The organism is Providencia sp. Me31A (genome assembly GCF_050487165.1).
In the GTDB taxonomy this organism is placed as follows: domain Bacteria; phylum Pseudomonadota; class Gammaproteobacteria; order Enterobacterales; family Enterobacteriaceae; genus Providencia.
In genome coordinates this window covers 1-24,811 of sequence record NZ_JBKQGZ010000006.1, presented here as the reverse complement: position 1 = coordinate 24,811, position 24,811 = coordinate 1, and the positions used below count along the sequence as shown (strand labels likewise).

General features: G+C 41.6%; 26 protein-coding genes. 17 read left to right on the top strand and 9 right to left on the bottom strand.

Annotated features, from left to right (window positions below; all coding sequences use genetic code 11):
- Positions 1-5 precede the first annotated feature (5 nt).
- The 5 genes from ACLPIE_RS06175 to ACLPIE_RS06155 form a co-directional block, all read right to left on the bottom strand.
- Complete coding sequence (locus ACLPIE_RS06175; protein WP_430260652.1) at positions 6-536, bottom strand: protein K; 531 nt, start codon at positions 534-536, stop codon at positions 6-8.
- Positions 537-643: 107 nt separating this feature from the next.
- Entirely contained in the window at positions 644-1,144 is a 501-nt protein-coding gene (locus tag ACLPIE_RS06170) for a protein disulfide oxidoreductase (protein ID WP_430260651.1), read from the bottom strand.
- Between the two features lie 243 nt (positions 1,145-1,387).
- Positions 1,388-2,119: a DsbA family protein gene (locus ACLPIE_RS06165; RefSeq protein WP_430260650.1), complete on the bottom strand. Its 732-nt coding sequence runs from the start codon at positions 2,117-2,119 to the stop codon at positions 1,388-1,390.
- A complete protein-coding gene (locus ACLPIE_RS06160) occupies positions 2,116-4,194 on the bottom strand; it encodes a protein-disulfide reductase DsbD family protein (RefSeq protein WP_430260649.1) in 2,079 nt (692 codons plus the stop codon). The genes ACLPIE_RS06165 and ACLPIE_RS06160 overlap by 4 nt, the downstream gene beginning before the upstream one ends.
- 48 nt (positions 4,195-4,242) lie before the next feature.
- Positions 4,243-4,653 carry a metal resistance protein gene (locus ACLPIE_RS06155; protein ID WP_430260648.1) on the bottom strand — a complete coding sequence of 137 codons (411 nt, stop codon included), beginning with the start codon at positions 4,651-4,653 and terminating at the stop codon, positions 4,243-4,245.
- Positions 4,654-5,250: 597 nt separating this feature from the next.
- Between ACLPIE_RS06155 and ACLPIE_RS06150 the strand changes: the two genes are divergently transcribed.
- The 4 genes from ACLPIE_RS06150 (at position 5,251) to ACLPIE_RS06135 (ending at position 8,411) form a co-directional block, all read left to right on the top strand.
- Positions 5,251-6,144 carry an amino acid ABC transporter substrate-binding protein gene (locus ACLPIE_RS06150; RefSeq protein ID WP_430260646.1) on the top strand — a complete coding sequence of 298 codons (894 nt, stop codon included), beginning with the start codon at positions 5,251-5,253 and terminating at the stop codon, positions 6,142-6,144.
- 122 nt (positions 6,145-6,266) lie between these two features.
- Positions 6,267-7,007: an amino acid ABC transporter permease gene (locus ACLPIE_RS06145; RefSeq protein ID WP_430260644.1), complete on the top strand. Its 741-nt coding sequence runs from the start codon at positions 6,267-6,269 to the stop codon at positions 7,005-7,007.
- A gap of 4 nt (positions 7,008-7,011) precedes the next feature.
- Complete coding sequence (gene gltK, locus ACLPIE_RS06140) at positions 7,012-7,689, top strand: glutamate/aspartate ABC transporter permease GltK (RefSeq protein ID WP_430260800.1); 678 nt, start codon at positions 7,012-7,014, stop codon at positions 7,687-7,689.
- Positions 7,686-8,411, top strand: coding sequence for an amino acid ABC transporter ATP-binding protein (locus tag ACLPIE_RS06135; protein ID WP_004257041.1), 726 nt, complete (start codon positions 7,686-7,688; stop codon positions 8,409-8,411). The genes gltK and ACLPIE_RS06135 overlap by 4 nt, the downstream gene beginning before the upstream one ends.
- 27 nt (positions 8,412-8,438) lie before the next feature.
- Here ACLPIE_RS06135 and ACLPIE_RS06130 read toward each other — a convergent pair whose 3' ends face one another.
- Positions 8,439-8,852 (bottom strand): GFA family protein, encoded by a 414-nt coding sequence (locus tag ACLPIE_RS06130; RefSeq protein ID WP_430260642.1) that lies wholly within the window; start codon positions 8,850-8,852, stop codon positions 8,439-8,441.
- A 371-nt stretch (positions 8,853-9,223) separates the two neighbouring features.
- Between ACLPIE_RS06130 and leuS the strand changes: the two genes are divergently transcribed.
- Genes leuS through nadD form a run of 4 tightly spaced genes read left to right on the top strand, consistent with a single transcriptional unit; the run spans position 9,224 to position 14,062 of the window.
- Positions 9,224-11,806, top strand: coding sequence for a leucine--tRNA ligase (gene leuS / locus ACLPIE_RS06125; protein WP_430260640.1), 2,583 nt, complete (start codon positions 9,224-9,226; stop codon positions 11,804-11,806).
- A gap of 30 nt (positions 11,807-11,836) precedes the next feature.
- Positions 11,837-12,376, top strand: coding sequence for an LPS assembly lipoprotein LptE (lptE, locus tag ACLPIE_RS06120; RefSeq protein WP_430260638.1), 540 nt, complete (start codon positions 11,837-11,839; stop codon positions 12,374-12,376).
- A complete protein-coding gene (gene holA / locus ACLPIE_RS06115; protein ID WP_430260636.1) occupies positions 12,376-13,422 on the top strand; it encodes a DNA polymerase III subunit delta in 1,047 nt (348 codons plus the stop codon). Before lptE ends, holA begins: the two co-directional genes overlap by 1 nt.
- The gene (gene nadD, locus ACLPIE_RS06110; protein WP_430260634.1) at positions 13,400-14,062 is read left to right on the top strand and encodes a nicotinate-nucleotide adenylyltransferase; all 663 of its coding nucleotides are present in this window, start codon (positions 13,400-13,402) and stop codon (positions 14,060-14,062) included. The genes holA and nadD overlap by 23 nt, the downstream gene beginning before the upstream one ends.
- Here nadD and ACLPIE_RS06105 read toward each other — a convergent pair.
- A complete protein-coding gene (locus ACLPIE_RS06105) occupies positions 14,053-14,769 on the bottom strand; it encodes a YbgA family protein (RefSeq protein ID WP_430260632.1) in 717 nt (238 codons plus the stop codon). The two genes, nadD and ACLPIE_RS06105, sit on opposite strands and share 10 nt — an antisense overlap.
- Positions 14,770-15,041: 272 nt before the next feature.
- On the opposite strand from ACLPIE_RS06105, the gene rsfS reads away from it, so the two are divergent.
- The 9 genes from rsfS (at position 15,042) to lipA (ending at position 23,606) form a co-directional block, all read left to right on the top strand.
- Positions 15,042-15,368, top strand: coding sequence for a ribosome silencing factor (gene rsfS / locus ACLPIE_RS06100; RefSeq protein ID WP_080641496.1), 327 nt, complete (start codon positions 15,042-15,044; stop codon positions 15,366-15,368).
- 2 nt (positions 15,369-15,370) lie between these two features.
- Positions 15,371-15,841: a 23S rRNA (pseudouridine(1915)-N(3))-methyltransferase RlmH gene (gene rlmH, locus ACLPIE_RS06095; protein WP_430260630.1), complete on the top strand. Its 471-nt coding sequence runs from the start codon at positions 15,371-15,373 to the stop codon at positions 15,839-15,841.
- Between the two features lie 32 nt (positions 15,842-15,873).
- Positions 15,874-17,763: a peptidoglycan DD-transpeptidase MrdA gene (mrdA, locus tag ACLPIE_RS06090; protein ID WP_430260628.1), complete on the top strand. Its 1,890-nt coding sequence runs from the start codon at positions 15,874-15,876 to the stop codon at positions 17,761-17,763.
- A 39-nt stretch (positions 17,764-17,802) separates the two neighbouring features.
- Entirely contained in the window at positions 17,803-18,915 is a 1,113-nt protein-coding gene (mrdB, locus tag ACLPIE_RS06085; protein WP_430260626.1) for a peptidoglycan glycosyltransferase MrdB, read from the top strand.
- Between the two features lie 13 nt (positions 18,916-18,928).
- Complete coding sequence (gene rlpA / locus ACLPIE_RS06080) at positions 18,929-19,900, top strand: endolytic peptidoglycan transglycosylase RlpA (RefSeq protein ID WP_430260624.1); 972 nt, start codon at positions 18,929-18,931, stop codon at positions 19,898-19,900.
- Between the two features lie 182 nt (positions 19,901-20,082).
- Entirely contained in the window at positions 20,083-21,294 is a 1,212-nt protein-coding gene (dacA, locus tag ACLPIE_RS06075) for a D-alanyl-D-alanine carboxypeptidase DacA (protein WP_430260622.1), read from the top strand.
- Positions 21,295-21,431: 137 nt separating this feature from the next.
- Positions 21,432-21,695 carry a DUF493 family protein YbeD gene (gene ybeD, locus ACLPIE_RS06070; protein WP_430260620.1) on the top strand — a complete coding sequence of 88 codons (264 nt, stop codon included), beginning with the start codon at positions 21,432-21,434 and terminating at the stop codon, positions 21,693-21,695.
- A gap of 177 nt (positions 21,696-21,872) precedes the next feature.
- Positions 21,873-22,517 (top strand): lipoyl(octanoyl) transferase LipB, encoded by a 645-nt coding sequence (gene lipB / locus ACLPIE_RS06065; protein ID WP_430260618.1) that lies wholly within the window; start codon positions 21,873-21,875, stop codon positions 22,515-22,517.
- 123 nt (positions 22,518-22,640) lie between these two features.
- Positions 22,641-23,606, top strand: coding sequence for a lipoyl synthase (gene lipA / locus ACLPIE_RS06060; protein WP_430260616.1), 966 nt, complete (start codon positions 22,641-22,643; stop codon positions 23,604-23,606).
- A gap of 157 nt (positions 23,607-23,763) precedes the next feature.
- On the opposite strand, the gene cspE is transcribed toward lipA, so the two are convergent.
- Positions 23,764-23,973 carry a transcription antiterminator/RNA stability regulator CspE gene (cspE, locus tag ACLPIE_RS06055; RefSeq protein WP_014657708.1) on the bottom strand — a complete coding sequence of 70 codons (210 nt, stop codon included), beginning with the start codon at positions 23,971-23,973 and terminating at the stop codon, positions 23,764-23,766.
- A 217-nt stretch (positions 23,974-24,190) separates the two neighbouring features.
- Positions 24,191-24,649, bottom strand: a complete 459-nt coding sequence (locus ACLPIE_RS06050; protein WP_430260614.1) for a methylated-DNA--[protein]-cysteine S-methyltransferase — start codon at positions 24,647-24,649, stop codon at positions 24,191-24,193.
- Positions 24,650-24,811 lie beyond the last annotated feature (162 nt).

The window sequence follows — 24,811 nt, the reverse complement described above, 5'->3', positions numbered from 1 at the left end:
ATGATTCACTCATGGCAAATTGTAGGGGTAACAATATAGGTAAAAATCAATTTATTGGATTTATAATAATTGTGGGTGATCCCATCAGGGAACATTTCATGCAAAACTTTCATCCCTACCCCCTTACTACAATAATTTTTATCTAACCCCTCTCGCATATTTTGCTGCCAGCGTGCTTCTTCCAACACATTATCTGGGATACCTTTGATGGTGTATTGGTAAAATAGCATGCCGTTCTTTGCCGTCACTTCTGTCAATAAAGTGACATCATCAACCAGCATAGGTAATGCTTTGGCCATATCCGATAAAAAAATTCCCCTTAACAACGTTGGGTCATCATCCCCTTTTTCATTAAACGCTTTAATTTTATCTTCTGTAGAGTTGGCCTTGATTTTATCATATCGCTGTTTTACGTCTGCATTTGTTACCAACCCAGAAAGTTGCTCAGTTTTTGTTTTTTCGTCCGCATCAGGAGAACACCCTACCACGAGTATCACGCCTAACAATAACCAAACCAATTTTTGAAACAAAACCATCCCATTCACCTATTCTATTATTTATATAGCGAAATGAGTTTACCACAATGATAAATTAAACTTATATTCAGAAAGCCCCCTTAATAGTGAGGGGGACGATAAAAATATTAAAGTGATGCTAACCACATGCGCACTTTTAAACCGTAAGAGCTGGTCCAGCCAGATGTAAAACTGACTAATTCGCCATTATCAATCACCATAAATGTTGGCGTAGCGCTCACACCGACAGCATTAGACAGTTGCCCACTAATGTCATTGATAACAGGGAAATTTAAATCCTTTTTTTCCATACCAGTCATTAAGCGAGACGTTTCACCCGAGCGGATCGCAACAGAAATGATTGGCATACCTGATTGGTTTAAATCTGACACTGATGGGGAGGTAAGATTGCACACCCCACACCATGTTGCCCAAAAATAAACCAATACCGGTTTTTCTTTACTTAGATTAGCCAATGAAACGGTTTCACCATTAGCTAAAGTATGTTGCTCTAATAACACCGGAGCAAGGGTCTGGGGTTTACGCCACAGATCCATCACGGTAAAGGCAACAAATAAAATAATTACCAAAACAATAATTTCTTTAGACCACTTTTTCAGTCTATTCATAAGGTTATTAACCACTTAATTTTCAAATAACTAAAATTTAATCTATAGAATACCGAAGCATTTAATCGAAATTAATGCTTTGTTGGTCTAATTAAATTTCTATTCTTATTTGAGATCTAACCTCTAAATAATTCGCGTTGTGGCTAGGTAACAAGTCAAACTAAGCCCTAGAAACATACACAAGTCTGTGACTAGGGTTAGTGAATGATACAAGCAACGCCACAACGTGAAGTATAACGAGGATTATTTCAGCTTAGCTAACTGCTCTTTGACAATTTCCTCAAACTGCTGCGCATCGATAGCGCCCGGGATCATTTCATCACCGACTAACGTTGCAGGCGTACCATTTACCCCCAGCTTTTCGGCTAACCTCATATTAGTACGGATACCCTCATGACTTTTTTCGTTGGCCTTCAGCTTGTCATTCCCCGTCGCTTTAAGGGCTTCTTTGATGTTGGCATCAGATAGCATGCCTTGCTTTTGCATAAACTTATGATGCAGGGCTTCAAATGCTTTCGGGTTCTCTTGCCATAAAGTCATCGCTAATTGAGAGGACTCCAGTGACGTTTGCCCTTTAAATGGCAAATACTTAATCACGATCGCGACGTCGTCAGGGTACTTTTTCACAATTTCTTCAAGCTGAGGGTCGAAACGCTTACAGAATGGGCAGTTAAAATCCGTAAAGTTAACCAACACAAGTTTTGCGTCTTTTTTCCCTATACGTGGGCTGGTTGGGTCATTGAATAACGCCTCTTTCTCCGTCTTTAGGGTTTCTTTCATCTGAGCTTGCTGTTTCTCACCTTGTTTAGCTTGTAAAGCAACAATGGCTTCTTCCAGAATTTCAGGATTTTGCACTAAAGTATCACGCACCAACTTACGCACTTGTGCTTCTTGATCTGCCGTTAAAGGAGCTGCTTGAGCAGTTGCTCCAATCATTAATGACGAAAATAAAACGGCTAAAATTGTTTTTTTCATTTTTTGGCTCCTTTGGCCTGATTCATAACTGAGATTAGCGACTCACGGTCAAGTATAGTTGACAGCACTTCGCCTTCGGCCAAGCTAGGGCCATAAATTTGGTTAAATGGAACAGCAACCTGTCCTCGTTTTTGCAAAAATGCAGTAATTTCTGGTGACGGTTTCGTCCAATCACCACGTAAAGCTACCACATCCGGCTCACTGAGTAATTGTTGGATATCATCCCTCAACAATACATTATATTTATTGGCTTTACAGGTCACGCACCACTGTGCGGTTACATCAATAAACACACGCTTATTATCAGCCAACGCCGCTGTGATTGCCTCTTCTGTTAATGGCTGCCAGTTAACGCTATCTTTAACAAGCGCACGGCTGCCAGAATGTTGGTCTTGAGTCATCCAAACAAAACCACCAGCAAAAACCGCAAACACGATCAAAGGCAAAATAGCGGCCCGCAAACCTCTTTTGATTGCAATCAAAACCACCAGCACAACAAGAAAAGCTATTGCAATTACCGTTGATACAGTGACACCAAAATGCGGAATTAATAAGCTAATTAACCATAAGCTGGAAACTAGCATCAGTAGCCCAAGTACTGCGCGTAGTTTTAACATCCACATACCCGGTTTTGGTAACAGCCTCGCAATGGCAGGGAAAGCCGCAATTAATAACCAAGGCAAGCTCATCCCAACGCCCAATGCGGTGAAAATCAACCACAACTCTTCCATTGGTGCAGCTAGGGCAAAAGCCACCGCTGTGCCCAAAAATGGTGCAGAACAAGGTGTCGCTAAAAGCGTAGCAAAAACGCCTTGCCAGAAATGGCCACTGTTACCATGCCCACCAGCCGTTGCTAAACGCGTATTAGCTTTACTACCTAAATTAATTTCAAATAAACCAAATAGGTTTGCTGTGAATAATGCGGTCACCAGCACCATAAAACCAATAAACCATGGATTTTGAAATTGAATGCCCCAGCCAACAGCTTGCTGACCAACCCGCAGTAAGGTCATAAGTAAAGCCAGCAACCAAAACGAAACTAAAATCCCCGAGGAGGACAGCAAAAATTGGCGGCGAATGGTTTTTTGCTCACCTTGTGGAACCATTAAAATTGAACCCAATTTCATGGCAAGTACAGGGAGAACACATGGCATCAAGTTGAGGATCAAACCACCTAGCAAGGCAAATAAAACCACTTGCCCAAGTGAAATGGCACTTCCTGCACTGTTTGTATTAATTGCGCCTGAAAAAGTGCCTATCTGGCTGCTAACCTGCTGCGAAATATCACCATCAGTCACAACAAAAGAAATCGTCTTTCCTGTTAAATCGGGAGACTCCCCTCCCCAATCATCGCCCACATCAATCGTTGCAGTTAAACTATCACCTGATGTTGTAATAACCGGCACACCAAAGGTTGCACCTTCAACAACATCAGTAAAAATATTTGGTTTAACCCAAGGACTATTTGCATTTTTTTGCAGCTCAATAATGAGTTTTTCATTAGAAAAGCTCGCTTTCGTTTGCTCAACAAGACCACTACTTGGTGGCACAGCACCCTTCGCCTGATTAAATGCCCACGTAAAATCAGCTGGAGCTGGCTCTGTTAGATCTAACTCAAATGGGTAATCGGTTAAAACACATACATTACTACAGGTTGATAGGGTCAGTGTTCCTGAAAGCTTATCGAGCTTCTCGCGACTTTGCACTGTGATAGGGAACACAACATCCCCCATATAACCCTGTGTTGAAACACCCGCGACATCGAAACGCCCCGGTGCTGGCCATTGCCAATCTGTTGATTCAACAGGGGATGACCAAACAATTTCAGGTGCAACGCCCCCTTCTCCAGGTGAGCGCCAATAGGTTTTCCAACCTTCATCAAGTTGAACATCAAGCAAAATTTCAATTTTGCCGTTCTCTTGTGGTGAACTTAATAACCGGACTTGTGCATGTCTTGGGGTGTTGTCATTCATCCACCCTGTATTAGCCGGTTTTAGCCATCCCGTATCCGCAGCCTGTAAGCTGCTAGAAAATAAAACAAATAAAATAAGAAATAAATTAATCAAAAAACGCATTGTTCCCTCCAGAAAAAATGACACAAACAGATCCCTATTTGTTGTGCGCTAATTCCGAAGGTTACAAAATTGTAAGTGTCGTCTGACTCGTGGAGGGGCATGTTTCTCTTCATTGTTTGCTCTAAATATGAGTAGATTAGCGCAAATTAGCATTAATGCAGCGAAAGAAAAAAACATAAAGAAGAATGGTTCAATAACAGCAGGTAATAACGTCATTAACGACTTCTCGCTCAACTCACAACTAGAAAGGTGTGTGCTGTTGTTATCACTCTGTTTTAACTGAGATTGTTCTAAATAGGTAAAATTAGACCCAGCGGAATTCTGTGCTTGCACTAAAACATCGGGCACAAAAAAATTGGCGAACAGACGCTCTCCGACAGCACGTTGATTCATACAAATCAACACCATCAGACAGGCGAGTATCACTAATCCTTTACCTAATTTTAAATGCCTGTTCATGCTTATCTCGGTATATCTTCCTGAAATAACACCAATTATATGATTTTAACAGCCATAACGATAGGAACCAAACTTTGATTGATACCGTTACTCCATCTATAACATAACTATAAGTTAAATTGAGGTTACATCTTACACAGCAAAACATTCCTTACAAGCACCATCATTTAACTTTACAAATAATCCCTCCTTTTAATTCAATTCAACAAAAATACGTTCCCCATAAAATTAGGCATAGATATTGCCATGCTCCACAGATCAAAAGAAAAACAAGGTAGTTTGCACCCTAACAGTACACAACTATCCGTTTTATACAAATTTTAGCAACTACTGACCATGTTAGTGCGGTAATTCAAAAACTCGCCAAATAATATGCGAGATAGCTCCCGAAATTGAAACATTTCGTTTTCAATATGTAACAAATTTAATTACTTTTTAACAATAATAAAACATATAGCCGATAATCGTGGCATGGACAAAATCCACGAAATATCTGCGAACACAACACAACAAAGCCACAGTAATTTAGGCGTTATCTATTTTAGTAGCATTTAAATTACGACGGGTTTACACCGATGTTCTAAAGGAGCTGTAATTATGCGTATAAGTAAGCTTGTATTATCGATGATGATTTTAGGTGCAACCTGTGCAGTTCAAGCAGAAGAATTGAACGGTACTCTGAAAAAAATCAAAGACAACGGTGTAATAGTTGTTGGTCATCGTGAATCTTCAGTGCCATTTTCCTATTATGACAATAATCAAAAAGTGGTTGGATATTCACAGGATTATTCCAATGAAATCGTCGATGCAGTAAAGAAAAAACTGAATATGCCTGATTTACAAGTTAAGTTAATTCCAATTACTTCACAAAACCGTATTCCATTACTGCAAAATGGCACATTTGATTTCGAGTGCGGTTCTACAACCAATAACGTAGAAAGACAAAAACAAGCCGCTTTCTCAAATACGATTTTCGTTGTAGGAACCCGTCTATTAGCTAAGAAAGATTCTGGCGTGAAAGACTTTGCTGATTTAGCTGGGAAAAATGTGGTTGTTACCTCAGGAACAACGTCTGAAATCCTCTTAAATCAATTAAATGACGAAAAAAACATGAAAATGCGCATTATCAGTGCGAAAGACCACGGTGATTCATTCCGTACTTTAGAATCTGGTCGTGCCGTTGCCTTTATGATGGATGATGCACTGTTAGCTGGTGAGCGTGCGAAAGCAAAGAAACCTGATATTTGGGAGATCGTAGGCAAACCACAAACTGAAGAAGCCTATGGTTGTATGTTGCGTAAAGATGACCCGCAATTTAAAGCACTGGTTGATGAAGCGATTGCCAATGCACAAACGTCAGGTACGGCTGAAAAATCCTTTGACCGTTGGTTCAACCAACCTATTCCACCCAAAAATCTGAATTTGAAATTTACTTTATCTGACGAAATGAAAGCGCTGTTTAAAGCGCCAAACGATAAAGCATTAAACTAATAAAAACGACAAACAGGGTGTTACTGCTGTAGTTGCCAAAGAGATGCAAGGCGGTCGTTCCCCGCCTTGCTCACTCTTCGCAGTATTCGGGACTCATTAATCGCCCACGGGAAGTCAATATCATGTCTATTAATTGGAATTGGGGGATCTTCTTTCAAGAAGCCCCGTTTGGGAATACCACGTATTTAGGGTGGCTAATATCTGGCCTTGAAGTCACTGTCACGCTTTCCATTTGCGCATGGATTATCGCATTCTTAGTTGGTTCATTTTTCGGTATTCTACGCACCGTGCCTAATCGTTTTTTAGCATTTTGGGGTACTGCATATGTTGAATTATTCCGTAATGTGCCACTTATCGTGCAATTCTTTACTTGGTACTTGGTGATCCCTGAGTTGCTCCCTCGCTCAATTGGGGATTGGTTTAAAATGGATTTAGATCCTAACTATCAGTTTTTTATCTCTTCAATGTTATGCCTTGGACTATTTACCGCAGCACGTATGACAGAGCAAGTTCGCGCCGCCATTCAATCGCTACCCAGAGGGCAAAAAAATGCAGCACTTGCGATGGGGCTGACATTGCCGCAGACCTATCGCTACGTCTTATTACCTAATGCCTACCGCGTCATTTTGCCACCAATGACATCCGAAATGCTAAATTTGGTTAAAAATTCAGCTATTGCATCCACCATCGGCTTAGTCGATATGGCAGCTCAAGCTGGAAAATTGTTGGATTATTCCGCACATGCGTGGGAATCATTCACTGCCATTACGTTAGCTTATGTCGGTATTAACGTCATCATTATGATTTTAATGACGTTACTTGAACGAAAAGTGCGTTTACCTGGCACCATAGGAGGGCGATAAGATGATTTATGATTTTGATTGGAGCTCAATTGCGCCAAGTATGCCCTTCCTCATTGATGGTTTTATTGTTACCGCAAAAATTACATTAACGGCCATTGTCGTCGGGATTTTGTGGGGAACGGTATTAGCCGTTATGCGATTATCCACCTTTAAACCAATCAGTTGGTTTGCGGCACTGTATGTTAATACCTTCCGTTCAGTCCCACTTGTCATGGTTTTGCTGTGGTTTTACTTAATTGTGCCTAACTTATTACAAAATGTTCTAGGCTTATCACCAAAAAATGATATTCGTTTAATTTCAGCAATGATAGCCTTCTCTCTTTTTGAAGCGGCCTATTACTCTGAGATCATTCGTGCAGGAATTCAAAGTATTTCACGCGGTCAGGCCTCCGCTGCATTAGCGTTGGGTATGACTCACATGCAAACTATGCGTTTGATTATCTTGCCACAGGCTTTTAAGGCGATGATACCTCTGTTGTTAACTCAAGGTATTGTGTTATTTCAAGACTCTTCACTGGTATATGTGCTTAGCTTAACGGACTTTTTCCGTACTGCTACGAATATTGGAGAACGCGATGGCACGCAGGTAGAGATGGTACTGTTTGCAGGTCTGGTGTACTTTATTATCAGTTTTGGCGCTTCTATGTTGGTGAATTATCTTAAGAAAAGGACTGTTTCATGATTACCCTGAAAAATGTATCCAAATGGTATGGCCAATTTCAGGTGCTTACAGACTGCACAACTGAAGTTAAAAAAGGCGAAGTTGTGGTGGTGTGCGGGCCATCTGGTTCTGGTAAATCCACATTAATAAAAACAGTGAATGGTTTAGAACCTATTCAACAGGGTGAGATTTTTGTGAATGATATTCAAGTTAATAACAAAAAAACTGACCTTGCAAAACTTCGCTCTAAAGTTGGGATGGTATTCCAACACTTCGAGCTATTTCCTCATTTGTCGATTATTGAAAATCTGACATTAGCGCAGGTTAAAGTATTAAACCGCGATAAAAAAGAAGCTGAAGCAAAAGGTTTGAAATTATTGGAACGCGTGGGTTTATCCAGCCATGCCAATAAATTCCCAGCTCAGCTTTCAGGGGGACAGCAACAACGTGTCGCTATCGCTCGAGCGCTGTGTATGGACCCAATAGCAATGTTATTTGATGAACCAACTTCAGCGCTAGACCCTGAAATGATCAACGAAGTCTTAGATGTTATGGTTGAATTAGCCAATGAAGGCATGACCATGATGGTGGTTACCCATGAAATGGGTTTCGCCAAAAAAGTGGCTAATCGTGTTATTTTTATGGATGAAGGCAAGATTGTTGAAGACAGTAAAAAAGAAGACTTTTTCGCTAATCCTCAGTCTGATAGAGCAAAAGATTTCCTCGCTAAAATCTTACACTAAATTCATTTATTACATTGCAGGAAACCATTAGGTTTTCTGCAACTTTTTATAAATAATCTGCCCAATAATCCCCCCTCCACCATCTTTTGGATGATGTATTCCATCCATCACTTTCACCTCCGCAAAATCAAATGGAGAAACGCCCTCTAAACATGCCACATTAATGCCATATTCTTCTGGGTTCGAGCGTCTTTGATGGAAAGTGTAAATGCCACATGTTGAGCAAAAATAATGTACCGCTTGATGAGTGTTAAAGCGGTACTGAGTCAACTTTTCTTCACCTTCAAGAATGTTGACGCCAGATAATGATGCAGAAACTGCGATAGCTCCTCTCATGGAACAAAAAGAACAGTTACAACGCCTAGCTGTATTAAAACCATCTTTTAATACAACAGTGAACTTTACCGCGCCACAGTGACATTGCGCTTTCATTTTAACCATTCGATGTTCTCCTCCTCTTTAATCTTCCCCTTAATTTATGCGTAATATTTTCATCTTATTAAGGGATTGATGCTCTTTTGTACTGAATATAAATGTACCTTTTTACGTTTATCGGCAAATAACCACTTGCGGAATTTGAAATAGTTCAACAAACCACTACCATTTAGCCGACTTTTTAGTTAAGTTGTCTGGCTATCAGCGTAAAATATCCTGATCCGCTCCCTGAAAAGCAATATCCGGCTTCCCCCGTAGGTTCAGCTAATCAACTATTGTTGTTTTCGGTGCAGATCCGCTATGCTATGCACATCTTAACTAAGAAAGACATTCACGCTACTGATGTAGCATTTATTCACCATAGGATTATCGGTGCCATGCAAGAACAATATCGTCCAGAAGATATAGAGCCTAAAGTACAGCGTCACTGGGATGAAAAAGCAACTTTCAAAGTGACTGAAGACAACAGCAAAGAAAAATACTACTGCCTGTCCATGCTTCCTTACCCTTCTGGTCGACTACACATGGGCCATGTACGTAACTACACCATGGGTGACGTTATTTCTCGTTACCAGCGTTTGTTAGGGAAAAACGTTCTTCAACCAATTGGTTGGGACGCGTTTGGTCTACCCGCTGAAGGTGCTGCGGTTAAAAACAACACCGCACCAGCGCCTTGGACTTATGCCAATATTGATTACATGAAAAGCCAGTTAAAAATGCTGGGTTTCGGTTATGATTGGGATCGTGAAGTCACTACTTGTACTCCTGAATATTATCGTTGGGAACAATGGTTCTTTACTAAACTGTATGAAAAAGGTTTAGTGTACAAAAAAACCTCTGCGGTTAACTGGTGCCCACATGACTTAACTGTTTTAGCTAATGAACAAGTGATTGATGGTTGTTGCTGGCGTTGTGATACCCCCGTTGAACGCAAAGAAATTCCACAATGGTTCATCAAAATTACAGACTATGCAGAAGAGTTGCTCAACGACCTCGATAAATTAGAGGATTGGCCAGAGCAAGTTAAAACCATGCAACGTAACTGGATTGGTCGTTCCGAAGGAACTGAGATCACCTTTAATGTTGCCGAACGCGATGAAACCTTAACGGTTTATACCACTCGTCCTGATACCTTTATGGGGGCGACTTATGTGGCTGTTGCCGCAGGTCATCCTCTAGCAAAAGAAGCTGCCACTAATAATCCCGAATTAGCGCAATTTATTGATGAATGCCGTAACACCAAAACCGCAGAAGCGGATATGGCAACCATGGATAAAAAAGGGATGGCAACAGGTTTATTCGTTATACATCCATTAACCCAAGAAAAACTGCCTATTTGGGTTGCCAACTTTGTCTTAATGGAATACGGCACTGGTGCGGTTATGGCGGTTCCTGCTCACGACCAACGTGACTGGGAGTTTGCGCACAAATATAACTTACCAATCAAAGCGGTTATTGCCGATGCAGAGGGTAACGAACCTGATTTATCCCAAGAAGCAATGACAGAGAAAAACGCACTGATTAATTCAGGTGAGTTCAGTGGACTAGAGAACCAAGCTGGCTTCAATGCGATTTCAGACAAACTGGTTGCTCTGGGCGCAGGCCAACGTAAAGTTAACTATCGCTTACGTGACTGGGGTGTTTCTCGTCAACGTTACTGGGGTGCACCTATCCCAATGGCAACCTTGGAAGACGGCACTGTTGTTCCTGTTCCTGAAGACCAACTGCCCGTGATCCTGCCTGAAGATGTGGTTATGAATGGTATCACTAGCCCAATTAAAGCCGATCCTGAGTGGGCAAAAATGACCATTAACGGTCAACCTGCGCTACGTGAAACAGATACCTTTGATACCTTTATGGAATCCTCTTGGTACTACGCGCGTTATACCTGCCCACAGTATGATGACGGCATGTTAGACCCAGCTGCGGCTAACTATTGGTTACCTGTAGACCAATATATTGGTGGTATCGAACACGCCATCATGCACTTAATGTATTTCCGTTTTTTCCATAAATTGATGCGCGATGCAGGGTTAGTCAACTCAGATGAACCCGCAAAACGTCTACTATGCCAAGGCATGGTACTTGCTGATGCATTCTATTATATTGGCAGCGATGGTCAGCGTGTTTGGGTTTCTCCAGCTGACGCCATTGTTGAACGTGATGACAAAAACCGTATTACTAAAGCCGTAGACAGTGAAGGCCATGAACTGGTTTATACCGGTATGAGCAAAATGTCTAAGTCTAAAAATAACGGTATCGATCCACAGCTAATGGTAGAAAAATACGGCGCAGATACGGTTCGCTTATTCATGATGTTTGCAGCTCCACCAGAGTTAACTCTTGAGTGGCAAGAATCTAGCGTTGAAGGTGCTAACCGCTTTGTTCGTCGTGTGTGGCGTTTAGTGCATGAACATTCTCAAAAAGGAGCCACCTCTCCTTTAGATATCAGTGCATTAACACCTGAGCAAAAAGACTTACGCCGTGATCTGCACAAAACAATCGCTAAAGTCTCTGATGATTTCAGTCGTCGTTACGCATTCAATACCGCGATTGCTGCCATCATGGAGTTCTTAAACAAATTAGTTCGTGCACCACAAGAAACCGAACAAGACCGTGCATTAGTCCAAGAGTCACTCGAAGCCATTACTCTGATGCTATCACCAATCATTCCACATGCTTGCTTTGAAATGTGGAAAGCGCTAGGTCACCAAACAGACATCGATTTTGCACAATGGCCTGTTGCTGATGAGAACGCCATGATTGATGACACTAAACTGATTGTCGTTCAAGTCAATGGTAAGGTTCGTGGCCGTATTACCATTCCTGCGGATGCCACTCAAGAGTTTGTCTTAGAAATGGCGCAACAAGAGCCTAGTGTGTCGAAATACCTTGAAGAGGTTAGTATACGCAAAGTAATCTATGTTCCAGGCAAATTGCTAAACCTTGTTGTAGGTTAATATTAGGTTGTTGGCTGATAAGGAGGCCAAGTGCGCTATCTGATCACTTTATTTTTGAGTCTTGCGGTGCTAGTCACCGCAGGCTGCGGTTTTCGTCTTCAAGGAACAACCCAGATCCCTGAAGAACTGAAAACCTTACAGCTAAGTTCCAGCGACCCATACGGCTACCAAACCAGAGCGCTCAGGGAACAACTACGACTCAATAACGTTAAGCTTATCGAAACGGGCAACGCCAGCGTCCCTATTTTGAAAATCGTCAGCTCCAATGAAAACACGGAAACTGTTTCGATTTATCAAGATGGTAAAGCTGCAGAGAAGCAATTAACGCTAACTATGAATGCGCAAGTGTTAATGCCTGATGGCGCTGTCTACCCACTGCAAAGTCGTGTTGAGCGCACGTTCTTCGACAACCCTTTAGAAGCACTTGCAAAAGATGCAGAAAAAGAGATTGTTAGGCAAGAAATGCAAGAGCAGGCCGCACGTATTCTCGTGCGAAAACTACTACTTGTTCACTCAGCGGAGCTTGAAAAAGCAAAAAACCAAGCGGCTGATACGAATACTCAACCATAATGACGCGTATTTACCCTGAACAATTGGCCTCTTCGTTACAAGAGTCTCTAAGAGGCCGCTATTTAATTTGGGGCAATGAGCCCCTCCTTCTACAAGAAAGCCAAGATGCCATCCGCAAAGCTGCACAAGAGCAAGGCTTTGAGGAACACTTTACTTTCTCTTTAGAGCAAAATACGGATTGGGACGAAATTTTTGGCCTATGTCAGGCTCTTAGTCTCTTTGCTAGCCGCCAAACACTCACATTGTTGTTACCTGAAAATGGTCCTAATGCGGCCATGGCTGAAAAGCTAACTCAGTTAGCTCAATTACTGCACCCCGATTTATTGCTGATGCTACGGGGACATAAACTCACCAAAGCTCAAGAAAATAGTGGTTGGTTTAAAGCTATCAGCCAAGATGCAATTTACATCAGTTGCTTGACACCTGAATACCAACGCTTACCTCAATGGGTGTCTAAGCGGGCTTACAGTATGCGCCTCTCTATAGAAACTGAAGCCAACCAATTACTTTGCTATTGCTATGAAGGAAATCTGCTCGGTTTAGCTCAAACACTTGAACGACTATCATTACTTTATCCAGATGGAAAGCTCACCTACCCTCGCGTAGAAAGTGCAGTCAATGATTCTGCTCACTTTACGCCGTATCAGTGGGTCGATGCATTACTCGCAGGTAAATCACGTCGTTCATGGCATATCTTGGAGCAGCTTCAAAAAGAAGATGTCGAACCCGTTATTTTATTGCGTTCTATACAACGTGAATTAATGCTACTCATTACCTTAAAACGCCAATCAGCGACAGCATCGCTAAAAGTGTTATTTGACCAACACAAAGTTTGGCAAAACCGTCGGGGATTGCTCACGGAAGCCCTACAACGTTTAACTCTGCAACAATTGCAATCTGCATTAATGCTATTAGCACAAGCAGAAATTAATATTAAGCAAGACTTTGGCCACTCTGCTTGGCCAGACTTACAATCGCTGTCTATGTTATTATGCGGAAAAACATTCGCAGAGAATTTTATTCATGGCTTCACAAAAAGAAGTTAGCGGCTTACAAGCTTTGTTTGGTGGAACCTTTGACCCTATTCATTATGGTCATTTACGCCCTGTTGAAGCATTAGCCAAGCAAGTAGGCTTAGAAAAAGTCATTTTACTTCCTAATCATGTGCCACCTCATCGACCACAGCCAGAAGCTAGCCCATTACAACGTTTGGAAATGGTGAAGTTGGCTATTCAAGATACCCCATTATTTACCATTGATACGCGGGAACTTGAGAAAAACTCGCCATCTTACACAATTGAAACACTGGTACAATTACGCCAAGAAATGGGAGCCACTCAACCTCTTGCGTTTATTATTGGGCAAGATTCATTACTCTCAATTAATACTTGGCATGGATGGGAAAGAATATTAGATAACTGCCACTTATTGGTATGCGCGCGTCCAGGTTATGCTACGCAATTTTCAGACCCGATAATGCACGCATGGCTCTCACAACATCAAACGCTAGACCCGGTGCGGCTCAATCAAACTGCTAATGGCTATATTTTTATTGGTAATACACCATTAGTGAATATATCTGCAACACAAATCCGTAAAAAACTTAATACCGGCGATTCATGTAGCGAATTGATCCCTGACGCTGTTTTACAATATATTCACCAACAGCATCTCTATCAACGGTAAGGTATTTCTCTTACCGTAACACAGTTAGGGTAAGGCTTGAAAAAATATTGCTTACTTAAATAGTTATCTGGATATTGTTCCAATAATTGGCGCATCATGGTTAACGGCTGGCTTATTGGTAAATGTCCTTCTCGGTAATCATTGATAAGCCATAATAACCGTTTTTTCTCATCTTTCGTTGCCTTACGTTTAAAATATCCTTGCATATGACTAAGGGCGTTCACTTGAATATTCCTTGTAGGAATTGATGCAAATATTTCCATTAAGCACACTTTATAATAATTGAAAAAAACGTGGAGATCGGCGTTCTTTTGCATACTCGCCACTAGCCGCCCTGTAAACTTATAGCCTACAGGGGAATATGCCATTATCAGGTACTTATGGCAGCTATGAAATTGAATGACTTCAGAGTGAGTTAAATTAAGATATAAATTCTCAAGCCGCTGTAATACATATAATTGAGTTAAAAAACAGTCCCAGCTATCAATATCCTGTAATTTATCGCTCAGCAAAATAGGTATACTCGCGGGATATAACCCTATTAATTGATAAGCACTTTGTGTGGGGAAAATAATACCAGCCGCTTTATCTTTCACCTTTTCTTGCACATTATGCGTCATCAGTTTCACAATAGGTATAACCTGTTGCTGGATATTAATCGGTATTTGATTATCCCCTTCAAATATAAAAACGCTTGGCTTAGTCATTTTACACCACACTTTTCATTCTAAAATATTTGTCAGAGTGATAGTTTTCGAGTCTATATTGTAAAGTTAACACAAACTTCTTGCTCAATGCGCAGATATGACTATAAATTTCCCCCCACAATGAATAAAAAAGAATTTAGCCGATTTTTCTTAAAATCTAGGGTAAAATAGGGCGGCTGATAATGAGTTTGATTCATGCGTTATCAGTAAAACGATTTATCTACAAACTACAAACAGTGTTTAACATTATATTCTGTTTATTTGAATAAAAGGTGAACCTTTTGCAAGGAACTGAACTCCAACAATTTATTATCGATCAGCTTGATGATGCAAAAGCAGAAGATATCATTACTATCGATGTCCAAGGAAAATCCAGTATTACTGACCAAATGATCATCTGTACAGGGACATCAAGCCGTCATTTGATGTCGGTGGCTGACAGATTAATAGAGGCTTGCCGTAAAAACGGCCTAATGCCATTAGGCGTGGAAGGGCAAGGTATTTCAGATTGGATCGTAGTCGACCTTGGCGATGCTATCGTCCACATTATGCAAGATGAAAGTCGCCGTATGTACGAACTAGAAAAACTCTGGAGCTGAGTTTGAAATTACAGCTCATCGCCGTTGGAACAAAAATGCCGGACTGGGTCCAGACCGGCTTTATGGATTACCTCCACCGATTCCCCAAAGATATGCCGTTTGAATTAACGGAAATCCCCGCAGGGAAACGAGGGAAAAATGCAGATATTAAACGTATTTTAGAAAAAGAAGGTGAGCTTATGCTTGCCGCTGTCGGTAAAGGCAACCTTATTGTGACTCTTGATATTCCGGGAGATCGTTGGGATACGCCGAAATTGGCAGTACAACTTGATAAGTGGAAACAAGATGGCCGTAATGTAAGTTTATTGATCGGTGGCCCTGAAGGCTTAGCTCCCGCATGTAAAGCTGCCGCAGAGCAAAGCTGGTCGTTATCACCTCTTACGCTTCCACATCCACTAGTACGAGTCCTTGTTGCCGAAAGTCTTTATCGCGCTTGGAGTATTACGACTAATCACCCCTACCATAGGGAATAGTCAGGTTTGAATATGTTCAAAATGGCAATGGGATGAAAACACAACGCACCCCTTTTCGCGATCATACCGCTGAATCTGTTTTGTTTATCCGCCGCGCACTCATAGCGCTGGGTGTGATTGTCATTTTGACCTCTATCCTCGTGACCAATTTGTATCATCTGCAAATTGTCCGTCATGAGGACTATCAAACCCGGTCAAATGATAACCGAATTAAGTTGGTACCTATCGCGCCAAGCCGTGGCATTATTTATGATAGGCGAGGAACACAACTGGCACTGAATAGCACATTTTATCAGTTAGAAATTGTGCCTGAAAAAGTCGATAACCTAAATGAAACCTTAGATAAACTACGCGATGTCGTTGATTTAACAGACGAAGACATCACTAATTTTGAAAAAGAACGTAAGCGTTCCCGTCGCTTCACATCCATCGCATTAAAACCCCAACTCACTGAAGTACAAGTGGCTCGCTTTGCTGTTAATCAATACCGTTTTCCGGGGTTAGAGGTTAAAAGTTACCAACGCCGTTCTTACCCATATGGCTCAGCCTTAACACATGTCATTGGTTACGTTGCAAAAATTAACGATAAAGACGTTGAACGACTCGATAAAGAAGGTTTATTGCCCAACTATGCAGCTAGCCATGACATCGGTAAATTAGGTATCGAGCGCTACTATGAAGATGTCTTGCACGGTAAAACTGGCTATGAAGAAGTTGAAGTTAATAGCCGTGGACGTGTCATTCGCCAACTTCATGAGCAGCCACCTCAAGCAGGTCGGGATATCTATTTGACCATTGACCTTGAGTTACAAATTTATATTGAAAAAATATTGACCACCAGCCGTGCGGCTGTTGTGGTTACTGACCCACGCAATGGCGAAATATTGGCTCTAGTATCTAATCCGAGTTATGACTCAAACTTATTCGTCAACGGAATATCAAACAAAAACTATCAAGCGTTACTCAATAACCCTGATCGGCCATTAATTAACCGAGCGACTCAAGGGCTTTATCCTCCTGCATCAACGGTTAAGCCCTTTATTTCGGTTGCAGCACTCAGTGAAAAAGTCATTACACCAAACACCACGATTTTCGACCCAGGTTGGTGGCAATTACCCGGCTCTGAGAAACGCTACCGTGACTGGAAACGTTGGGGACATGGTAAATTGAATGTACTCAAATCAATTATTGAGTCTGCGGATACCTTTTTCTACCAAGTCGCTTATGATATGGGTATTGACCGCTTATCGGCATGGATGACGCGCTTTGGTTATGGTGAATATACAGGTATTGACCTTGCAGAAGAACGTTCTGGTATTATGCCGACCCGAGAGTGGAAACAAAAACGCTATAAAAAGCCTTGGTATCAAGGGGATACTATCCCAGTTGGGATTGGACAAGGCTATTGGACGGCAACCCCCATCCAAATGTCAAAAGCATTGATGACATTAATTAATGATGGTCAAGTTAAAACACCTCACTTACTTTATGGTACAAAGCTTGGTAATGCCATGGTTCCTTATGAAGACAAAGAAACCACCCAAATTGGGGATATTCATTCTGGATACTGGGAGCTTGCTAAACACGGTATGTATGGCGTTGCAAATGCGCCAAATGGGACGGGTCGTCGTAGCTTTATCGGCACGCCTTATAAAGTTGCTGCGAAATCGGGAACAGCTCAGGTCTTTAGCTATGAAACTTATAATGCAAGCAAATTAGCAGAGCACTTACGTGATCATAAATTAATGATTGCATACGCCCCATATGATAAACCAACGATTGCGGTTGCCATTATTTTAGAAAATGGGGGCGCAGGACCTGCGGTTGGTGATATTGTCCGACAAATATTTGACCATGTTCTTCTTGGTGATAATCGTACTGAGGTCATAACCGCACCTACCGCAGTAGGGGAAGACCGATGATGCAAAAGACTCAATCAAATACAGTGAGCAAGAAAGATTATGACAGACGATAAGAAAAAAATTTCGTTATCAACACGTCTGCACATAGATGTGCCTATGCTATTGATCATCATCGCCTTACTTGCTTATAGTGCGTTTATCATGTGGAGTGCTAGCGGGCAAGATCCCGAAATGATGGAACGGAAGCTTGGGCAGATCGCCACAGGTTTAATTGTCATGATTGTCATGGCGCAGATTCCACCACGTATGTATGAAAACTGGGCACCACACCTGTTCATCCTATGTGTCATTTTATTGATCTTTGTGGATGTTTTTGGGCAAATAAGCAAAGGAGCTCAGCGCTGGTTAGATTTAGGTTTTATCCGCTTCCAGCCCTCAGAGATAGCAAAAATTGCAGTACCACTGATGGTTGCGCGCTTTATGAACCGAGATTTGTGCCCACCTTCATTCAAGAATACCTTGATTGCACTGGTACTCGTTTTTGTCCCAACGTTATTAGTCGCCGCACAACCTGATCTTGGAACATCTATTTTGGTTGCCTCTTCAGGACTATTTGTCTTATTCCTCGCAGGTATGAGTTGGCGACTGATTGCCATTGCTGCTATCGCCCTTGCCGCCTTTATTCCACTGTTATGGTTCTTCTTGATGCATGATTACCAACGAGCTCGAGTAATGATGCTACTTGACCCTGAAACTGATCCGCTTGGCGCTGGCTACCATATTATCCAATCAAAAATTGCGATTGGCTCCGGTGGACTAATGGGTAAAGGCTGGTTACATGGAACACAATCACAGCTAGAGTTCTTACCAGAAAGACATACTGACTTTATTTTTGCTGTATTAGCCGAAGAGCTTGGCTTAGTGGGCGTATTGATCCTGCTCGGCTTATATATTTTACTGATTATTCGCGGGTTATATATTGCCGCCAGCGCACAAAACACCTTTGGACGCGTGATGGTCGGCGGTTTGATATTAATTCTTTTTGTTTATGTATTTGTAAATATCGGCATGGTCAGTGGTATATTACCTGTCGTCGGTGTTCCCCTACCTCTAGTGAGTTACGGCGGTTCCGCCTTAATTGTTTTAATGGCTGGATTCGGTATTATCATGTCGATACATACACACCGAAAATTTCTTTCCAAAAGTTTATAAAATGAGGCTTAGTATGCGTTTACAATGGATAATGCTTGGCGTCGCTGCCGCGCTACTTAGTGGCTGTGTGACAGAAGAAGTGAAGCAACCTGCCCAAGTGCCAACCAATGTGCCCACTCAAGATGTTTTAGGCGCAGAGCCTCATTATGAGCCTTTCCACCCAACGGCTAATAATGACTATTCGCGTAATGGGCAACAATATCAAATCGTTCGCGATCCTGCGCAGTTTTCCCAAATTGGTTATGCATCAATTTATGGTGCAGAATCCGCAGGCAATATGACTGCAATAGGCGAACGCGTAAACCCGGTGGAATTAACCGCTGCCCACCCAACATTGCCAATTCCAAGTTATGTGCGCATCACCAATATGATGAATGGCCGCATGATGGTAGTACGGGTTAATGATCGCGGGCCTTACATTCAAGGTAAGAGCATTGCTGTTTCACGGGCAACCGCTGACCGCTTGAACTTAATGCCAACCACAAAAATTAAAATTGATGCCATCCAAGTGGCTCAAGATGGTACGCTCTCAGGCACAGGAACAATTGGCTCTAATTTCGTTAAACAAAGTTACGCATTGCCAGGTCGCCCACAATTGGGCTCCGGTCCAATGGGTACCCCTGTCATGGAAAATTTGCCAATTCCTGAAAATACCCTGCCTGTTCAACAGCCAAAAGAGCCTATGCAGCCAACAATGCCCGATATGAGCTTACAAGCCCCAGCGCCAGCAGCACCTCCTGCAACAGAAGACGCAGTACCTGAACGTGGTTTCCTCGTTCAAGCGGGCGCAATTAGCAATCAAAGTAATGCTCAAAGTATGCTGAATGAATTGAAAACCCAGTTTAATGTGCCTGGACGCTTGCAGCCTTATAATGGTATTTTCCGCGTACAATTAGGGCCATTTGCCACAAGACAGCAAGCTGTTGAGGTACAAGGCCGTCTACAATCCGAAAGAAATCAAACTTCGATGGTAGTCGCCCCTTAAAAATGAATTAATCGCTTAAGTGCGTTAGGTTGTTTAAATCATTAAATACAATCTAACGCATGGCAGCGTTAAACTGACAAAAATAATTGGCGTAACACAAAAGTCCCTTTTTTATTAGTTTATTCTTTTGTTAAACTGCGCCTCCTTGTGTTAACCGAATTTCGGATGTAATGGTAAAAACCATGAATAATGTCGCTCTATCACGCATCGTGCGTCTGACAGTGCTAGGTTCCGCACTGCTTCTTTTGACTGCCAATATTGCAAATGCCAATGAAATTTTTCCTAATACCCCAATCCCAGCAGCACCGCCTATCGACGCTGAAGCTTATATCTTAATTGACTACAATTCAGGAAAAGTTCTTGCTGAAAGTAATGCGGATCAACGCCGTGACCCAGCAAGTTTAACCAAAATGATGACCAGTTACGTCATTGGTCAAGCCATTAAGTCAGGCAAGATTGGTGTCAATGATATTGTGACTGTGGGTGATGATGCATGGGCAACAGGTAATCCTGTGTTTAAAGGCTCATCATTAATGTTTTTAAAACCAGGAGACAGAGTTAGTGTTTCACAGCTGACCCGTGGCATTAATTTACAGTCAGGTAACGACGCTTGTGTTGCTATGGCCGATTACATCGCCGGTGACCAAAGCAACTTTGTTCAGCTTATGAACGGCTACGTGAAAAAGTTAGGGTTGCAAAATACCCATTTCCAAACGGTTCATGGCTTAGATGCCGAAGGTCAATATAGCTCAGCACGCGATATGGCGCTTATCGGTCAAGCATTAGTGCGCGATGTCCCTGAAGAGTATGCAATCTATAAAGAAAAAGAGTTTACTTTCAATAATATCCGTCAAACTAATCGTAATGGGCTCTTGTGGGACAAAAGCCTTGCTGTTGATGGGATCAAAACAGGCCACACCAATGCCGCAGGGTATAACTTAGTTGCTTCGGCAACTGAAGGAGACATGCGTTTGATCTCCGTCGTAATGGGAGGGAAAAGCAGCAAAGGTCGTGATGCGGAAAGTAAAAAATTACTCACTTATGGCTTTCGTTTCTATGAAACAGTCAAACCATTACAAGCCGGTGTTGATTTTGCCAGCGCGCCAGTTTGGTTTGGTGATGAAAACGAAGTAAAATTAGGTGTAGTTGAAGATTTATATCTCACCATCCCACGCGGTCGTTTAAAAGATTTAAAAGCAAGTTACGAGTTATCAACCACGGAGCTGGAAGCACCTTTGTCTAAAGGCCAACAAGTCGGTACGATCAGTTTCCAGCTCGATGGTAAAACTATCGAGCAACACCCATTATATGTACTGAAAGATGTAGAAGAAGGTGGCTTTTTCAGCCGTTTGATTGATTACATCAAATTGTTATTTCATCGTTGGTTTGGTTAAGACTTGAAACTGAAATAAGTCACCCCCATATAAAAAGTATCGAAATGTTTGTTGGATGAATATTTATCGTTGGCTGGTAAACTACCAGCCAACCTTTTTTTCAACCAATGGCAAAATTTAAAAAATTAGGAGTGCCCATGAAAACGAAATTAGGTGAACTGCTTGAGTTCCCATGTCCATTGACTTACAAAGTAATGGGCTTGGCACAGCCTGAATTGGTTGATCAAGTGATTGAAGTGATCCAACGCCATGCACCTGGTGATTATTCACCAGAGGTAAAACCTAGTAGCAAAGGCACGTATCACTCTGTTTCTATTACTATCAATGCCACCCATATCGAGCAAGTTGAAACCTTGTATAGCGAATTGGGTGCGTTAGAATTAGTTAAAGTTGTACTATAAGTTATCACTAACTGGAAACCGAATAGCATCGAAGCTGTTCGGTTTTTTGTTTCTACCAGCTTAATAAGCTAATTAATTATTCTAGTCCTGATAAAATCAGTATCCCAAAAGTCCATATCTCGATAGCTTGAAGTCTAGCAAATATAGGCGTTATACTGCGCCAACGATAGTGACAACGTGGACACTCAAATTTTGTCAGAGAGAAGTATAATTATTCGCCAGCTCGGCCTAGCCCCATATCAAGCTATTTCTGATGCGATGCACCAATTTACAGAGCATCGTACCCCCGAAACTTGTGATGAAATCTGGTTGGTTGAACACCCTCGCGTGTTTACTCAAGGCCAAGCAGGAAAAGCTGAGCATGTACTGGCTCCCGGTGATATTCCTGTCATTCAAAGCGATCGCGGAGGCCAAGTCACCTACCATGGCCCAGGTCAGCAAGTCATGTATGTCATGTTAGACTTAAAACGCAATAAGCTTGGGGTTCGCGAATTAGTGACCGCCCTTGAAAACACGGTTGTTAACACATTAGCCAGTTTTCATATTGATGCTTACCCTCGTCCTGATGCCCCTGGTGTTTATGTTAACGGTGACAAAATTTGCTCCTTAGGCCTGCGCATCAGAAAAGGATGTTCTTTTCATGGGCTCGCTTTGAATATTGATATGGATCTTGAACCTTTTAATCGTATCAACCCTTGTGGTTACAGTGGATTAAAGATGACTCAAGTTAGTGATCTCGCTCCCAAAGTGTCATTATCTGATGTTCAGCCTGTGCTAATTGCTCAATTCTGTGACACACTGGGATTTCATATTGTTCAATAATAATGCTATAATTTTTTAACATTTTTAAAAAATTTTTTAATGAATGGATTACACCCCCCATTTGGTTTTATTTAGAATTAAAATTTATCCATCAGCATAAAAGATAACTGGAACCATCATATTATGAGTAAACCAATTCAGATAGAACGTGGAATTAAATATCGTGACGCCGACAAAATGGCGCTGATCCCTGTCAAAAACGTCGTGACTGAACGAGAAGAGATTCTACGCAAACCTGACTGGATGAAAATTAGGCTTCCCGCTGACTCTACCCGCATTCAAGGCATTAAAGCTGCCATGCGCAAAAATGGGCTGCATTCTGTCTGTGAAGAAGCATCTTGCCCTAACCTTTCTGAGTGCTTTAACCACGGCACAGCAACCTTTATGATCCTAGGAGCGATTTGTACACGCCGTTGTCCATTCTGCGATGTCGCCCATGGTCGTCCTAATGCACCCGATGCGAATGAGCCTGAAAAATTAGCACAGACCATTAAAGATATGGCATTACGCTATGTGGTCATTACTTCTGTCGATCGCGATGACCTACGTGATGGCGGTGCACAACATTTTGCCGATTGTATCCAAGCTATCAGAGAAAAAAGCCCCTCAATTAAAATTGAAACATTAGTACCCGATTTCCGTGGAAGAATGGATCGCGCACTTGAGATTTTAACTGCAACACCACCCGATGTTTTCAACCACAACCTTGAAAACGTACCACGTATTTACCGTCAAGTTCGCCCTGGTGCTAACTATGAATGGTCATTGAAGCTCCTTGAAAAATTTAAAGAAGCTCACCCTGATATTCCAACGAAATCAGGCTTAATGGTCGGTTTAGGTGAAACTAATGAGGAAATCATTGAGGTTATGCGTGATTTGCGTCGTCATGGCGTTACCATGTTAACTCTTGGACAGTACTTGCAACCAAGCCGTCACCATCTGCCTGTAAAGCGTTATGTTAGCCCAGCAGAATTTGATGAGATGAAAGAAGAAGCTATGGCTATGGGCTTTACCCATGCCGCTTGTGGGCCTTTTGTGCGCTCCTCTTACCATGCTGACTTACAAGCTAAAGGTGAAGAGGTTAAATAACGGTTTATTCTACTTCTATCAGCCTGGTTAACCTATGTGTTCAATCAGGCTTTTTTATTGCTTTAGTGACTTTTGAGACATTAATAATATAAAAAAACTCGCTCCAGATAACTAGAGCGAGTTTATAGCTGTTCGTTTCTATTGTTAATTATTAAAATTACAGAGAGACAACGTTAACAGCAGATGGGCCTTTAGCACCTTCAGTGATTTCAAATTCGACTTTCTGGCCTTCTGCTAAGGTTTTGAAACCTTCGCTTGCAATCGCAGAAAAGTGCACAAATACATCTTTGCTACCATCTTCTGGAGTGATAAAACCAAAACCTTTAGACTCGTTGAACCACTTAACGTTACCTTTAACTTTAGACATCAAATTATTACCTTTAAAATAAAATAGACACACCATCTGTATCAAGCTCAGTACATCAGATCTTTAAGTTACTTGTCTACAACCTAGATCACGAAAATTAACTAAAAAGATAAAAATCTATTATTAGTCGGAATAATTCCCTATAATCCAGCCAATAATTCTTGATAATAGTAATTAGCCCAACCAATAGTTTTAGATATATCCAATTATTTAGTCTTTACCTCTCATGCAAAAGTAACCAATCTTTAATGTCTAACCCCCCTGTGTAACCTACTAATTTTCCGTCATGCCCTAAAACCCGGTGACAAGGGATAATTAAAGATATTGGATTACGGGAGTTCGCCATTCCTACCGCACGGCAATAATTCACAGATCCTAATTTCAAAGCCAACTCTTTATAACTCCAACGTTCACCATATGGGATGCCACACAAATGTTTCCACACTTTTTTTTGGAACTCCGTTCCTTGAGGATTTAAAGGAACCGTAAAAATTTTCCTTTTGTGATTAAAATATTCTTTTAATTCTTTAACACAAAGTTTGGTGTATTCATTTTTAATTTCTTTTTCTACTTTTTCTTCAACAAAATAGATGCTGCTTATTCCTTCGTCATCAGCTGTAATATGAACCCACGGTTTAGGAAAATTTTCCGGTGCGGCTAAATATTGATGATACATAGTATCTCCTTAAGAGGATGCAATACCTGATTGTATATGGGACTTCCCTTGTTATGGTGGCTGATAATATCATAATGCATATTTTATGATCAGGGATTACTATCATGGACGAAAAGTCTCTTTACGCCCGAATACTCAATTTATCCCCTCCTTGGAGTGTCG

Excerpts from the sequence above, each read along its gene's own strand:
- ACLPIE_RS06175 (WP_430260652.1), bottom strand. The coding sequence starts at position 536 with ATGGTTTTGTTTCAAAAATTGGTTTGGTTATTGTTAGGCGTGATACTC.
- ACLPIE_RS06170 (WP_430260651.1), bottom strand. The coding sequence starts at position 1,144 with ATGAATAGACTGAAAAAGTGGTCTAAAGAAATTATTGTTTTGGTAATT.
- ACLPIE_RS06165 (WP_430260650.1), bottom strand. The coding sequence starts at position 2,119 with ATGAAAAAAACAATTTTAGCCGTTTTATTTTCGTCATTAATGATTGGA.
- ACLPIE_RS06160 (WP_430260649.1), bottom strand. The coding sequence starts at position 4,194 with ATGCGTTTTTTGATTAATTTATTTCTTATTTTATTTGTTTTATTTTCT.
- ACLPIE_RS06155 (WP_430260648.1), bottom strand. The coding sequence starts at position 4,653 with ATGAACAGGCATTTAAAATTAGGTAAAGGATTAGTGATACTCGCCTGT.
- ACLPIE_RS06150 (WP_430260646.1), top strand. The coding sequence starts at position 5,251 with ATGCGTATAAGTAAGCTTGTATTATCGATGATGATTTTAGGTGCAACC.
- ACLPIE_RS06145 (WP_430260644.1), top strand. The coding sequence starts at position 6,267 with ATGTCTATTAATTGGAATTGGGGGATCTTCTTTCAAGAAGCCCCGTTT.
- ACLPIE_RS06135 (WP_004257041.1), top strand. The coding sequence starts at position 7,686 with ATGATTACCCTGAAAAATGTATCCAAATGGTATGGCCAATTTCAGGTG.
- ACLPIE_RS06130 (WP_430260642.1), bottom strand. The coding sequence starts at position 8,852 with ATGGTTAAAATGAAAGCGCAATGTCACTGTGGCGCGGTAAAGTTCACT.
- leuS (WP_430260640.1), top strand. The coding sequence starts at position 9,224 with ATGCAAGAACAATATCGTCCAGAAGATATAGAGCCTAAAGTACAGCGT.
- holA (WP_430260636.1), top strand. The coding sequence starts at position 12,376 with ATGACGCGTATTTACCCTGAACAATTGGCCTCTTCGTTACAAGAGTCT.
- nadD (WP_430260634.1), top strand. The coding sequence starts at position 13,400 with ATGGCTTCACAAAAAGAAGTTAGCGGCTTACAAGCTTTGTTTGGTGGA.
- ACLPIE_RS06105 (WP_430260632.1), bottom strand. The coding sequence starts at position 14,769 with ATGACTAAGCCAAGCGTTTTTATATTTGAAGGGGATAATCAAATACCG.
- mrdA (WP_430260628.1), top strand. The coding sequence starts at position 15,874 with ATGAAAACACAACGCACCCCTTTTCGCGATCATACCGCTGAATCTGTT.
- mrdB (WP_430260626.1), top strand. The coding sequence starts at position 17,803 with ATGACAGACGATAAGAAAAAAATTTCGTTATCAACACGTCTGCACATA.
- rlpA (WP_430260624.1), top strand. The coding sequence starts at position 18,929 with ATGCGTTTACAATGGATAATGCTTGGCGTCGCTGCCGCGCTACTTAGT.
- dacA (WP_430260622.1), top strand. The coding sequence starts at position 20,083 with ATGAATAATGTCGCTCTATCACGCATCGTGCGTCTGACAGTGCTAGGT.
- ybeD (WP_430260620.1), top strand. The coding sequence starts at position 21,432 with ATGAAAACGAAATTAGGTGAACTGCTTGAGTTCCCATGTCCATTGACT.
- lipA (WP_430260616.1), top strand. The coding sequence starts at position 22,641 with ATGAGTAAACCAATTCAGATAGAACGTGGAATTAAATATCGTGACGCC.
- cspE (WP_014657708.1), bottom strand. The coding sequence starts at position 23,973 with ATGTCTAAAGTTAAAGGTAACGTTAAGTGGTTCAACGAGTCTAAAGGT.
- ACLPIE_RS06050 (WP_430260614.1), bottom strand. The coding sequence starts at position 24,649 with ATGTATCATCAATATTTAGCCGCACCGGAAAATTTTCCTAAACCGTGG.